Source organism: Lysinibacillus sp. FW301-JW8 (assembly GCF_058788755.1).
Map to the genome: position 1 here is coordinate 1 of NZ_JBYTBB010000048.1, position 13,803 is coordinate 13,803.

The following is a 13,803-nucleotide window of genomic DNA, read 5'->3' on the forward strand; positions in this document are numbered from 1 at the left end:
GCGAGTGAAGCGGCTCATCGGACGCCCCCAGGAAAGCACTCAGTAGGAACGGAGATCAACCCCTCGTTTTGAAAAAGGACTATACTTTTTAATTTGTCACCTTGATTTCATTGACATAATAGTATTTCAACAACATGCCTACTCTTTAATAGAGTAGGTTTTTTTATGAGACCGATAGCATTAAGAATCTTATGGATAAAACTATCAATCTAACTGATAGTGCGAATAAGATAGATTTTCGGTATAATAGCCTTCGTAAGGAAGTGAGAAGATGATTTTATCGAAAAAAAGATGGCAAGTGGAACGACCAGATGCCAAACTCGTACAAACATTACAAAATGACCTACAGCTATCTGCAATTGCGGCGAAAATTTTAGCGGCACGGGGCTGCGCAACAACCATTGATGCAGAGAGTTTATTAAATATGACAGAAGCAAATATTCATGATCCATTTTTAATGCATAATATGGCTGAAGCTGTGGCACGTATTGAGCAAGCACTTGAGAATGGAGAAAAAATATTAGTTTATGGAGATTATGATGCCGATGGTGTGACAAGTACAACTGTCATGCTAAATGTGCTACTTGATCTTGGAGCTGATGTATCGTTTAAAATACCGAATCGTTTTATTCACGGCTATGGACCACATGAGGATCTATTTCGTGAAGCATTTGACGAGGGTGTTCAGCTAATTATTACAGTAGATAATGGAATTTCAGGCATTGAACCAATTCGTATTGCGAAGGAACTTGGCATGGATGTTATTGTAACTGACCATCATGAACCAGGTGATGAATTACCACCAGCGGATATTATTTTACATCCTCGCATACCAGAAGGGCATTATCCATTTGGCGAGCTTGCAGGTGTGGGTGTAGCTTTTAAGTTGGCACATGCTTTATATGGTGAGTTACCTACACATCTAATGGAATTGGTAGCTGTCGGAACTGTAGCAGATTTAGTGCCATTAGTGGATGAAAATCGTTATCTTGTAAAGCGCGGAATAGAAGAAATGCGCCGTTCTCTAAGCCCTTGGGTACTGGCAATGTGTGAAGTAGCAAGCACTGAGCAAGCTAAGATTAATGAAGAAACAATCGGCTTTTATTTTGGTCCGCGCTTAAATGCAGTTGGTCGTCTTGGAGAAGCGGCCCCTGGTGTAGAGCTATTAATGGCTGAGGATCATGCAAAGGCAACAGCATTGGCAAAACAGCTCAATGCATGTAATAGTGAGCGCAAAGATATTGTTAAAAGTATAACAGACCAGGCAATCGCTCTTATCGAATCAGATGAAACAATTCGGAATTCACTTGTTTTAGTCGTTGCAGGAGAGGGCTGGAATGCAGGTGTTGTGGGAATTGTTGCATCTCGACTTGTTGAACTTTATTACCGTCCAACAATTGTACTTTCATTAGACAATGAAAAAAGGACAGCAAAAGGCTCTGCCCGTAGTATTGAAGGATTTCATTTATACAATGAACTAGCCAAAAATAGAGATATACTACCTCATTTTGGTGGACATCCTATGGCAGCCGGCATGACATTATCTATCGAGCATGTTGATGAATTACGATTACGCTTAGATGCTCAAGCAAAAGCTTGTTTATCAGAGGAGCAGCTAACACCTGTATTAGCTATCGATATACCTTTAAAGCTAGATGAAATTTCTGCTGATGCTATCGAGGAGATTTCAACGCTCGGTCCATTTGGTACAGATTTTCCGAAGCCAATTTATGTATTAGAGGATGTGGAAATTGCCTCTATGCGTAAAATAGGTGCAGCTGAAAACCATATTAAAATGGAGTTGACAGATGGCTATGAAAAATTAGATAGCGTTGGCTTTAATAAAGGTCATCTACATGAAGAGTTAACATATGGCATAAAAATATCTTTTACAGGGGATTTACAAATTAATGAGTGGCAGGGACGTAAAAAGGCACAATTTATGATTGAAGATGTTCAAACAACAGAGTGGCAATTATTTGATATTCGCGGTATCCGTCAAACGGCTCGCTGGTTAAATACAGTTCCGAAAGAAGAAGCAACATTTATTGCCTTCCGTCCAGAGACATTGACTTACTACCAATCTCTTATTGGTGAGCCTATTCTAGCAGTAGATTCTTCACTTTCAAATGTGGGACAAACCAATTATGTTGTGCTTTTAGATTTACCTCAAAATGTTCAACTGTTAGAAAATGTATTACAAAAAACTGCTCCATCCCGTATTTATGCGCATTTTTATATGCCGGATTCACAATATTTCAATGGCTTGCCAACACGCGAGCAATTTGCTTGGTACTATAAATTTTTGAAAAATCGCCCTGCTTTTCCACTTAATATGCATTTAGCAGATTTAGCAAAGCATACAGGTTGGCCATTAGATGCATTAAAATTTATGACACAGGTGTTTTTTGAGCTTGGTTTTGTTAAAATGGAGAGTGGACTGACGACTGTCAACGTGAATGCCACAAAACAGGAGCTTACGGAGGCACCGTCTTACAAACAACGTTCAGAACAGATTGAAATGGAGCAAAAGCTGGTCTATGCCCCTTATATAGAATTAAAACAATGGTTTGATGAACGATTACATTAATAGACGAAAAAGGTTCGTAGGAGGAGCAATATCATGGATTTAAAGCAATATGTAACAACGGTTGAGAACTGGCCAAAAGAGGGCATTAGCTTCAAAGATATCACAACAATTATGGATAATGGTCCTGCATATAAATATGCAACTGATCAAATCGTCACTTATGCCAAAGAGTTAGGTGCAGAAATTATAGTAGGTCCAGAGGCTCGCGGCTTTATTATTGGATGTCCAGTTGCTTACGCGCTTGAAATTGGCTTTGCCCCTGTTCGTAAACCAGGGAAATTACCGCGTGAAGTGGTAAGTGCTGATTATGGTCTTGAATACGGAAAAGATACATTAACTATGCATAAAGATGCAATTAAGCCAGGTCAAAAGGTGTTAATTTGTGATGATCTACTTGCGACAGGAGGCACTGTTGAAGCGACAGTTCGTTTAGTGGAGCAATTAGGTGGTCAGGTTATTGGCTGTGCCTTCCTAATTGAATTAAAAGAGCTAAATGGTCGTGCAAAACTTGGCGATTTAAACGTGAAAACACTTATTGAATATTAATACAGCTAAAAGGAAAGCGCCACATGATTATGGCGCTTTTTTTTGTATGGAATTTTGGCAGACAGACAAAATGGCTCCAGTGAGTGGGTCAAAAACTACTCGGTTTGACAGCTGATTCGCTCAGGTGTGCAAAAAAATTGCTCGGGTTGCTAGTAGTTTCGCTCAGGTGTGCGTGAAATCGCTCGGTTCGCCAGTAGTTTTGCTCAGGTGTGCGTGAAAATCGCTCGGTTCCCTCGTAGTTCCGCTCAGGTAAGTGTAAAAATCGCTCGGGTTGCCGGCAGTTCCACTCAGGTGTGCGTGAAAATCGCTCGGGTTCCCAGCCAAATCGCTCAGGTAAACATGAAAACCGCTCGGGTCTCCTGCCATATCGCTTAGGTAAGCGTTCAAAACAGTCCACCCCATGATTATACGAGCAATCAAGTCCATAGGCACTCTTCAATTAAGTTTCAATCCCCATAAAAACTACACTTCATCGTAAGAGCGGATGATTTTTTGGATGGTTCTTAATGTGTCATAGAAATTTGCATATTGATCAATGCCGATATCAGCAATAATCCTTTCTTGAATAGCTTGCCAAATAGGGGTAGCTTCATTTAGTTTTTCTATTCCCTTATCTGTTAATGAAATGATCTTCGTTCGTGCATCTTGTGGATTTCTTGTTAATTCAACATAGCCGCTTTGTTTTAAAATATTTATATTTCGCGTAACAGTGGTTTGGTCAAGTTGCAAAATTTCACCCAATCGACTTACCGAAACGGTTTGTTGATGAGCAATATTGGCAAGCATTGAATATTGAGTGACCTTTAGACCAGTCGGCTGAAGCAACTTGTCATACAATTGCGTCACAGATCTTGTTTTTTTTCTAAGGTTTGCGCAAACACATATCTGCGTATAATCTAGAGTCTTCAGATTATTCTCCATTAGTTCAGTTCCCCTTTTATGGATTCAGATAGCTTCAGTATACACCTAACATATGAGAAATACTGCTTGACAGCTATAAATGCTCTTACTATCATTATATATGTACATACATGTAATGCAATCAAAAACATGTATATACATGTTTAATTTGAAAATCTTTCAGGAAATGAAGGTGTTATGGTGAAGCGTATTCATTATAGTTGGTTTATTCTCATTATTGCATTTTTCTCAATCATCGTAGCTGGTATTACTATGTCATCATCAGGAGTTTTTATAAATTCATTTGAAAAGGAATTTAATTGGGATAGGTCCTTAATTGCTCTAGCGTTTGCGATTAGCTTATTTTTATATGGGTTTTCTGGACCATTTATGGCCGCATTACTTGAAGTAGCTGGTTTAAAGAAGATGATGCTAGGAGCGATGGCTACCCTTGTAATAGGCTTGATACTTACACTTTTTATGAGCCAATCATGGCAATTAATCATTATTTGGGGAGGAATAATTGGTTTAGGGGCTAGCCTCTTTTTAACTGTGCTAAGTCCATATGTAGCCAACCATTGGTTTGTAAAAAGAAGAGGGTTAGCAGTGGGGATTCTAACAGCAAGTACAGCAACAGGTCAATTAATTTTACTGCCTGTACTGGCTATTATCATTGAGCAGTTTTCTTGGAGACATGCGATTGGCTTAATTCTTCTGCTTAGTACGCTTATGTTTGTCATCATTTTGCTATTTATAAAAAACAAGCCACAAGATATTGGGATGCTACCTTATGGACAGGAAGAAGAGCTAGAAGTACCCTCAGAGCCTCATAAAAAAAATCCAATTATTATTGCCTTTAGTGGACTATTTGAGGCTGTAAAGGTTAAGGAGTTTTGGCTATTAGCGGGAAGCTTCTTTATTTGTGGTCTTTCAACAAGCGGATTAGTCGGAACTCATTTTGTTTCTTATTGTATTAGCTTTGGTGTACCACTAGTCACTGCCGCATCGTTTCTTTCTTTTATGGGCATATTTAATCTCGTTGGTACTACTTTGTCAGGTTGGCTGTCAGATCGTTTTGATAATCGGTGGTTATTGTTTTGGTACTATCTTTTAAGAGGGATGTCCTTGCTGTTACTACCTTACGCATTAACACAAGGTTCACTTTCCTTACTAGCAATCTTTACAATATTTTACGGATTAGATTGGATTGCCACTGTACCTCCTACCATTAGTATTGCTAGACAAACTTTTGGCACGAATAAAAGTGGTGTTATTTATGGATGGATTTTTGCATCACACCAGGCAGGTGCTGCTTTAGCTGCTTACGGTGGAGGGCTTATTTATAAGTTTTTCAATTCTTATACATGGGCTTTTTTCCTTGCAGGTGTTTTCTGTGCGTTAGCAAGCTTATTTGTTATTATGGTAAAAAAACAGCCACAGAGACAGGCTCATGCTGAATAAGAATGAAAAGAGGAACTCAATGATCGTTATTGGGTTCATTTTTTTTTGACTTTTAATAAACAAAAGTTTATAATATAAACAAATATAATAAAAGGTGATGCTATGAATGAAAGAGAACAGGCGGTACTGGCATTAATTCGTCAAAATCCGTTTATGTCTCAGCAAGAGATGGCGGATAAGATGAATCTATCTCGTCCAGTCCTGGCCAACTTAGTGTCGAGCTTAACGAAGCAGGGAAAAATAGTAGGACGTGCGTATATTTTACCCGAGGAAAATGAAATTATTTGTATCGGTGGCGCAAATCTAGATCGAAAATTTCACGTGAAGGGTAACGTTCAATTTGGTACTTCTAATCCTGCAAGCTCTTCATTTAGCGTGGGTGGTGTTGGGCGAAACATTGCTGAGAACCTAGGTAGGCTAAATCATCAGGTAACATTACTAACAACGGCAGGTAAGGATGCTGATTGGCAAGTAATCCAAGAGGCTTCCGAGTCATTTATGAATTTACGTTATGTCGAGCAATTACCAGATACTTCAACTGGCTCCTATACTGCAATAATGGACGAGCAGGGAGAGCTAGCACTGGCTGTTGCTAACATGGTAGTTTATGATCTCTTGCTGCCAAGCTTATTAAAAAAGCATGAGGCGATGCTTGTCAATGCTGGATGCTTTATTTTGGATTTAAATTGCCCTAAGGAAACAGTAGCCTATATTCAACAAATGGCAATTGCTCGTGAAATTCCGTTAGTCATTGTGCCTGTGTCTTCCCCTAAAATGAATCGACTACCTGATACATTGCAAGGGGTTACTTGGTTTATTTGTAACACGGACGAAGCAGAAACAATTGTTGGACATGCAATTGAAAGCGCTGCCGATTATGAAAAAGCATTAATGCAACTACTTCAGTTAGGTGCAGAGCATGTCATTATTACAGCAGGAAGTAAAGGTGTATTTGCAGCATCGACTTCAATTAAGCCAAGTCATTTTAAGGCTAAGATTATTGAAAAGATTGAAGATGTAACAGGTGCAGGGGACGCCTTTGTCAGCGCTGTGATTCATAGCTGGCTTACTGGACAATCCTTTGCAACATGTATTGATGCTGGTTTAACAAATGCTAAAAATACACTGGCATCCCCATATACAGTAAGACCTGAATTATCCGTAGATTTGTTAAAAAGTGAAATGGAGGAATAACAACATGAAAGAATTCATCGTATTATCAGAGGAAGTAAAAGCAGGACAGGTAAAGGGTTTACCAATCGTAGCATTAGAATCAACAATTATCTCTCACGGCATGCCATACCCTCAAAACGTCCAAACTGCGCGTGAAGTAGAACAAATTATCCGCGACAATGGTGCAGTTCCAGCAACGATTGCATTAATTGATGGGAAAATTAAAATCGGTTTATCAGATGAAGAGCTTGAAATGTTCGGTAATGCGCAAGGAGTAGCGAAAACTTCACGTCGTGATTTAGGTTATTTATTGGCAACAAAAAAATTAGGTGCGACAACTGTTGCGGCAACAATGATTTGTGCGGAACTTGCAGGTATTGAAATTTTCGTAACAGGCGGTATTGGTGGTGTTCATCGAGGCGCTGAAACTACGATGGATATCTCAGCAGATTTAGAAGAATTGGCACAAACAAATGTGGCTGTAATTTGTGCAGGTGCTAAATCTATTTTAGATATTGGTTTAACATTAGAATATCTTGAAACTAAGGGTGTACCTGTCGTTGGATATGGCACAGATGAGGTACCTGCGTTCTATACTCGTCAAAGTGGTTTCGATGTTAACTTTAAACTTGATACACCAGAAGAAGTGGCAGAGATGTTACGTGCAAAATGGCAATTAGGCTTGAAGGGCGGAGCGGTCATTGCGAATCCTATTCCTGAGTCTGAGGCGCTTGAGCATGCATTCATTACAGAAATCATTGAAAAAGCGCTAATAGAAGCAGAAGAAAATGGTATCCAAGGCAAAAACGTTACGCCATTCTTACTTGGAAAAGTAAAAGAATTAACAGAGGGTAAAAGTCTTGATGCAAACATTGCATTAGTAAAAAATAATGCAGTTGTAGGGGCTAAAATTGCTGTTGCGTATAATAAATTAAGCTAACCAATTATACGAAAAGAGAGACTCTTTGCGAAATATTACATTCGCAGAGGGTCTTTTTATTCATTATGAAGAAAAATTCTCCCATTTTTCACATTGTTCACGAGATTAACTAAACAAAATGACACAGTCACTTTACAATAGGCTACAATATTTTATACAATTAAATTTATATCTAATCTGAAAAATTTGACGAGCAAGGTGGACATGTTATGGCGAAAGAGCAAATTTTGACTCCCGAGGACGTATTTGAGTTAGTCAAATCCTACATGAATGATGAAAATGTCGCATTCGTGAAAAAAGCATATGAATTAGCGAGAAATGCCCATATTGAGCAATTCCGAAGCTCAGGTGAACCGTATATTATTCACCCAGTGCAAGTAGCTGGTATTTTGGCTGAATTACAAATGGACCCTGAAACAGTTGCGGCTGGTTTTTTACATGATGTTGTCGAGGATACAGATTTTACGCGCGACGATTTAGTTCGCGAATTCGGCGAAGAGGTTGCAATGCTTGTTGATGGCGTGACAAAGTTGGGGAAAATTAAATATTTATCAAAAGAAGCGCAACAAGCAGAAAATCATCGTAAAATGTTTGTTGCTATGGCACAGGATATTCGTGTCATTTTAATTAAACTTGCTGATCGTCTACACAATATGCGGACGCTCAAGCATTTACCTGCTGAAAAGCAACGCCGTATCTCCAAAGAGACGCTTGAAATTTTTGCACCGCTTGCGCATCGTCTTGGAATTTCGACAGTTAAATGGGAGCTTGAGGATACAGCTCTTCGTTATTTAAATCCACAGCAATATTACCGCATTGTTAGTCTAATGAAGAAAAAACGCGATGAACGTGAGGCGTATTTAGAAAATGTTATGGCTGAGATGAAGTCACAGCTTACAGAGGTCGAAATTGATGCGGATATTTATGGTCGTCCAAAACACATCTACAGCATCTATCGCAAAATGGTGTTACAAAAAAAACAATTTAATGAGATTTATGATTTATTAGCCATTCGTGTATTGGTCGATAGTATTAAAGATTGCTATGCTGTGCTAGGAATCGTGCATACATTATGGAAGCCGATGCCTGGGCGCTTTAAGGATTATATTGCAATGCCTAAGCAAAACCTTTATCAATCACTGCATACGACAGTAATTGGCCCTTATGGTGACCCCTTAGAGGTGCAAATTCGTACAAAGGAAATGCATAAGATTGCTGAGTACGGGATTGCTGCACATTGGGCCTATAAAGAAGGTAAAAAGATTGATACTGAAAAACAAAATGTTGATCAAAAATTAACATGGTTCCGTGAAATTTTAGAGTTTCAAAATGAATCCTCAAATGCTGAGGAATTTATGGAGTCCTTAAAATTTGATTTATTTTCTGATATGGTTTATGTCTTCACACCTGAGGGAGATGTCATTGAATTACCAGCAGGTTCTGTACCTATCGACTTCGCATACCGTGTGCATTCAGAAGTCGGAAATCGTACAATTGGCGCGAAAATCAATGGTAAAATGGTACCGCTTGATACACCTTTGAAAACGGGAGATATCATTGAGATTTTAACCTCTAAACAATCTTTTGGCCCAAGTCGTGATTGGCTTAAAATAGCGCAATCCTCACAGGCGAAAAATAAAATAAAACAGTTTTTCAAACGTCATCTTCGTGAAGAAAATATTATCAAAGGCAAAGAGATGATTGAAAAGGAAATCCGTGCACAGGATTATGACATGAAGGAAACCATGTCAGCTGAGAATTTAAAACGTGTTTGCGACAAATTTAACTACACAAACGAAGAGGATTTATATGCAGCTGTTGGTGTTAATGGTATAACTGCACAGCAAGTTGTTAATCGATTAGCAGAAAAACGCCGTAAAGAGCGTGAGCAGGAAGAAGCACTCGAGAAAATCGAGCAAAAAATGAAGACTCTTGTTCCACAAAAGCGCACAGAATCAGGTGTTATCGTAAAAGGTATTGACAATATGCTTATCCGACTTTCGCGTTGTTGTACACCTGTGCCTGGAGATGACATTGTCGGCTTTATTACGAAAGGTAGAGGTGTTTCAGTACACCGTGCAGATTGTCCTAACATTCAAATAGAGGATGAGCAGGAACGTTTGATAGAGGTAGAGTGGGAAAATGGACTGACTCCTGAGAAAAAAGAGTACCCAGTTGATATTGAAGTATCAGCCTTTGATCGACCTGGTATATTAAATGAAATTATGCAAATTGTTAGTGAAACGAAAACGAATATCTTAGCTGTCAGTGGTCGTGCTGATCGTGAAAAAATGGCGACTATTCATTTAACAATATCAATTTCAAATATTTCACATTTGCATAAAGTTGTAGAGCGTATTAAACAAACTCCAGATATTTATTCAGTGCAACGTGTGATTAATTAAAAGAGTCCTTGGTTGGATTAACTTTCTTATTGATGGAAAGTTACAACGATAGAATTGAGGTTTTAAAGAATGAAAGTAGTTTTACAACGTAGTAAAGCGGCCACTGTTACGGTTGACGGGAAAGTAACAGGCGCTATTGATAATGGTTATGTCCTTTTGGTAGGGATTACACATGAGGATACACAAGAGGATATAGACTATTTAGCCAAAAAGATAGCTAATCTCCGTCTTTGGGAAGATGCTGATGGAAAAATGAACCATTCTATTTTAGAGCATGGAGGGGCTATACTATCCGTCTCACAATTTACATTGTATGGGGATGCAAAAAAGGGGAATCGGCCAAGTTTTATAAATGCAGCTAGACCAGAAGTTGCGGAGCCGTTATGGCAGGCTTTTAATGATGCCTTACGTTTACACGGCTTACAAGTGGAGACAGGTATATTTGGTGCGATGATGGACGTTGCACTTACAAACGATGGTCCAGTTACTATACTTCTTGAGTCAAAATAATGGTACATTTCCTATATTTCCTTCATACACTATAAAGTATGGTTAGTTTTGTAGGAAGGAAGTGTCTTAAAAATGACGAAAATGGGAAGCATATCAAATCCATATTTATACGAAACTCTTAACATGATGATTGGTCAGGCTATTGTAGTACAAACCGAGAAAAATATTCAGCAAGGTGTATTAGCCTCAGTATTACCTGACCATATCGTTGTGGAGATTAGTCGTACACCTTTCTTCATTCGTATGGAGGAAATTGTATGGGTTACCTTGGCAACAGTTAAAAAATAAATGACTTAGATGCCTTCAATTCACAATATGTGACTGAAGGTTTTTTTCATGATGGAAAGCCATTTTTATTGTATAATTATCTAAATATTCTGCCATTTATAAAAGGGAGGTAAAACGATGCAAAGGATAGCCGTACTTGGTTCATTATTTTTCTGGAATAACATAAAACAAAACTTTTCTGTGTTTCCTCAAGTGCAATTTATTCATTTCCCTTACATGGTACCTGAGCAAAGTATTGAATTGATTGATGAGGCTGCTGACCATGCAGACATCTTATTATTTGCTGGATCAATTTCCTATTATTACTGTATGGATAAGATAAAAGCTAAAAAGATTCAAGCAACCTATATTCCCTTTGATGAATTAACATTATCCCTATCATTGCTATCCATACAACATAACCAGAAGGTAGAATTGTCTAACCTATCAATGGATTTACCTAAAAAAGATGTTCTAAATCAAGTTTTAAAAGAGGCAGATATTCAATCTCCAGAGATGCATGCAATAGATTACGCTTGGGTATATGATCAAAACGAAAAAATAGATCACTTCCAGATTGATGACTATATAATGTTCCATAAGGAGTTATATAGAGCAGGGAAGACAGAGCTTGCACTTACTAGCTTACATGCTGTTTATGAAGCATTACAACAAGCTGGAGTCCCAGCAAGCTATATGGTCGAAAGGAAACAGACTTTTATATCGACGGTAAATAAAGCCCTTAATACTTATAAAAACACCCTATTAATTTCATCACAAATCGCTGTTGTATCAATTTGTAGCAGAGAGAACTCTATTGCAAATAAACAGTTATGGATGGAGAATTTGGAAAAAGTATGCAAAATGTTTTATGCAAGGGTAGCTCAATCCCTTCAAGAGCCCTACTTAATTTTTTCTACTAGAGGGGTGATTGAAACGCTTGATAGGGTTTATTTAACATCGTTAATGAAGCAGTTTGAAGTACAATTCGAAACGTCTTTTCGTATTGGAATAGGGTTTGGATATTCATTACATGAAGCTGAGACACATTCCTCCCAAGCTTTGTTTTTTACAACAAAATTTGACGAGCATTCCTCTGTTTTGTGCCTAGTTGATGAAGAAAATCGACTTCATAGACCATTATTTGAAAATAATAAAAAAATAGCATTATCGAATAATGATCAGCATATTTTAGAGATTGCTGAAAAATTAAAAATGAGTGCTAAAAATTTAAATTTAATTAGGCAATTTATTAAGTTAAATAATAATCGACCTTTTTCTGCAACAGAATTATCAATGTATTTAAATCTTTCTCGTCGATCGGCAGAAAGAATGATTAATCGATTAATTGAGCAAAAATTTCTTGTATTATCTGGTGAAGAGCATCCTTACCATCAGGGTCGCCCGCGAAAGTTGTATAAAGCAACTAATCTATTAGAAATCTGAAATGATAGAAAATTAATACTTTACAATAAATTTGAACTATTGTATATTTATTTTCAATTAAACGACATATAGCGACAAAAATAAAAAGGAGGAATATCTATTAATTAGAAAAACGCTAATGTCTGAATTATTGAAGATAAGTGGGTGGAGAAATGGAAAATGAACAAATTGTAAAAAAGAAAAGCTGGCTAAAGGTACCTCATACATATACGATCATTTTTGCTATTATTTTTCTTGCAGGTATTTTAAGTTATATTATTCCAGCAGGGGAATTTGACCGTGTAGAGGACAAGGAAGGTCGAATGCTGGTTGTAGATGGAAGCTATCATCATATTGAGAGTGATCCCGTATCATTTTTTGAAATGTTTACAGCCATTCCAATGGGGCTAGAAAAAGGAGCCCAGATTATATTTTATATTTTCCTAGTAAGCGGTGTATTTGGGATTATTCGTGCTACTGGTGCGATAGAGGCGGGTGTTTATAAGGGTGTAAAAGCATTAGAAGGCAGAGAGAAGCTGCTAATTCCATTATCAATGATTTTATTCTCTGTTGGCGGTTTCACCATGGGAATGGCAGAAGAAACAATTATTTTTGTGCCGATAGGGGTAGCGATTGCCCGTGCAATGGGATTTGATGCAATCACTGGAACAGCTATGATTACGCTTGGTGCCGCTAGTGGTTTTTTTGGAGGAATGCTCAATCCATTTACGGTGGGGGTTGCACAATCCTTAGCTGATGTACCTTTATTTTCTGGAATTGGCTTCCGAGCTGTTGTGTATGTATTTGTATTAGGCTTTGCAATTTTTTATGTATCTCGTTATGCCTTTAAAGTAAAAAAGAATCCGCAAGCAAGTGTTATTTATGACATTGAGCAAAAGGCTAAAACAAATCTATCTACAATTGCTATGCCAACCTTAACAGGAAAACATAAATTAGTGTTCATTGCGATGGCTTGTGGTATTGGATTTAATATTTATGGAGTCTTTAACTGGGGCTGGTTTTTAACACAATTAACGGCATCCTTTTTAATTATGGGTTTACTTGCTGGTCTTTTAGGTGGATTAAAACCTGGAACAATTTTTGATTCCTTTATTGATGGGGCTAAGGCTGTTACCTTTGGTGCACTTATTGTAGGTTTTGCACGTGCCATTACAGTTGTACTTGAGCAGGGAAAAATTATTGATACTATTGTTTATGCTGCATCTGAAACGATTGGTCATTTGCCACATTCCATTAGTGCAATCGGGATGTTATTTATTCAAGCCCTCTTAAACTTGTTTATCTCATCTGGTAGTGGTCAGGCAGCAGCAACAATGCCAATTATGATCCCTATTACAGATTTACTAGGTTTAGAGCGTCAAGTTGCTGTTTTAGCATTCCAATATGGAGATTCATTAACTAACTCTATTATTCCTACTTCATCGGCATTGATGGCATATTTGGCTGTGGCAGGCATTCCGTATGAAAAATGGATTAAATTTATTTGGAAGATGATTCTTGGCTGGGCTGTCATAGCCTGTATTGCATTAATTGCGGCTGTCGCACTGGGAATCTCTTAAAAGAAA

Annotated in this window: 11 protein-coding genes; 10 read left to right on the top strand and 1 reads right to left on the bottom strand. The window is 37.9% G+C overall.

Annotation, left to right across the window (positions count from 1 at the left end; translation table 11 throughout):
* Window positions 1-271 precede the first annotated feature (271 nt).
* Together recJ and AC3WOM_RS17995 are read left to right on the top strand one after the other, a co-directional pair.
* Window positions 272-2,590: a single-stranded-DNA-specific exonuclease RecJ gene (gene recJ / locus AC3WOM_RS17990; protein ID WP_492447833.1), complete on the top strand. Its 2,319-nt coding sequence runs from the start codon at window positions 272-274 to the stop codon at window positions 2,588-2,590.
* A gap of 33 nt (window positions 2,591-2,623) precedes the next feature.
* Window positions 2,624-3,136 (top strand): adenine phosphoribosyltransferase, encoded by a 513-nt coding sequence (locus AC3WOM_RS17995; RefSeq protein WP_427547328.1) that lies wholly within the window; start codon window positions 2,624-2,626, stop codon window positions 3,134-3,136.
* 462 nt (window positions 3,137-3,598) lie between these two features.
* Here AC3WOM_RS17995 and AC3WOM_RS18000 read toward each other — a convergent pair whose 3' ends face one another.
* Window positions 3,599-4,057: a MarR family winged helix-turn-helix transcriptional regulator gene (locus AC3WOM_RS18000; RefSeq protein ID WP_492447834.1), complete on the bottom strand. Its 459-nt coding sequence runs from the start codon at window positions 4,055-4,057 to the stop codon at window positions 3,599-3,601.
* A gap of 180 nt (window positions 4,058-4,237) precedes the next feature.
* Here AC3WOM_RS18000 and AC3WOM_RS18005 point away from each other — a divergent pair, with 180 nt between their 5' ends.
* The 8 genes from AC3WOM_RS18005 (at window position 4,238) to AC3WOM_RS18040 (ending at window position 13,797) form a co-directional block, all read left to right on the top strand.
* Window positions 4,238-5,497 (top strand): MFS transporter, encoded by a 1,260-nt coding sequence (locus AC3WOM_RS18005; RefSeq protein WP_492447864.1) that lies wholly within the window; start codon window positions 4,238-4,240, stop codon window positions 5,495-5,497.
* A gap of 102 nt (window positions 5,498-5,599) precedes the next feature.
* Window positions 5,600-6,691 carry a carbohydrate kinase gene (locus AC3WOM_RS18010; RefSeq protein WP_492447835.1) on the top strand — a complete coding sequence of 364 codons (1,092 nt, stop codon included), beginning with the start codon at window positions 5,600-5,602 and terminating at the stop codon, window positions 6,689-6,691.
* A 4-nt stretch (window positions 6,692-6,695) separates the two neighbouring features.
* Window positions 6,696-7,610: a pseudouridine-5'-phosphate glycosidase gene (locus AC3WOM_RS18015; RefSeq protein ID WP_492447836.1), complete on the top strand. Its 915-nt coding sequence runs from the start codon at window positions 6,696-6,698 to the stop codon at window positions 7,608-7,610.
* 209 nt (window positions 7,611-7,819) lie between these two features.
* Complete coding sequence (locus tag AC3WOM_RS18020) at window positions 7,820-10,015, top strand: RelA/SpoT family protein (RefSeq protein ID WP_492447837.1); 2,196 nt, start codon at window positions 7,820-7,822, stop codon at window positions 10,013-10,015.
* A gap of 69 nt (window positions 10,016-10,084) precedes the next feature.
* Window positions 10,085-10,525 carry a D-aminoacyl-tRNA deacylase gene (gene dtd / locus AC3WOM_RS18025; protein ID WP_427547343.1) on the top strand — a complete coding sequence of 147 codons (441 nt, stop codon included), beginning with the start codon at window positions 10,085-10,087 and terminating at the stop codon, window positions 10,523-10,525.
* Window positions 10,526-10,597: 72 nt separating this feature from the next.
* Window positions 10,598-10,813, top strand: coding sequence for a DUF2642 domain-containing protein (locus AC3WOM_RS18030; protein ID WP_427547345.1), 216 nt, complete (start codon window positions 10,598-10,600; stop codon window positions 10,811-10,813).
* Between the two features lie 117 nt (window positions 10,814-10,930).
* Window positions 10,931-12,238: a MarR family transcriptional regulator gene (locus AC3WOM_RS18035; protein ID WP_492447838.1), complete on the top strand. Its 1,308-nt coding sequence runs from the start codon at window positions 10,931-10,933 to the stop codon at window positions 12,236-12,238.
* 152 nt (window positions 12,239-12,390) lie between these two features.
* Window positions 12,391-13,797, top strand: a complete 1,407-nt coding sequence (locus AC3WOM_RS18040) for a YfcC family protein (protein WP_427547351.1) — start codon at window positions 12,391-12,393, stop codon at window positions 13,795-13,797.
* Window positions 13,798-13,803: the final 6 nt, after the last annotated feature.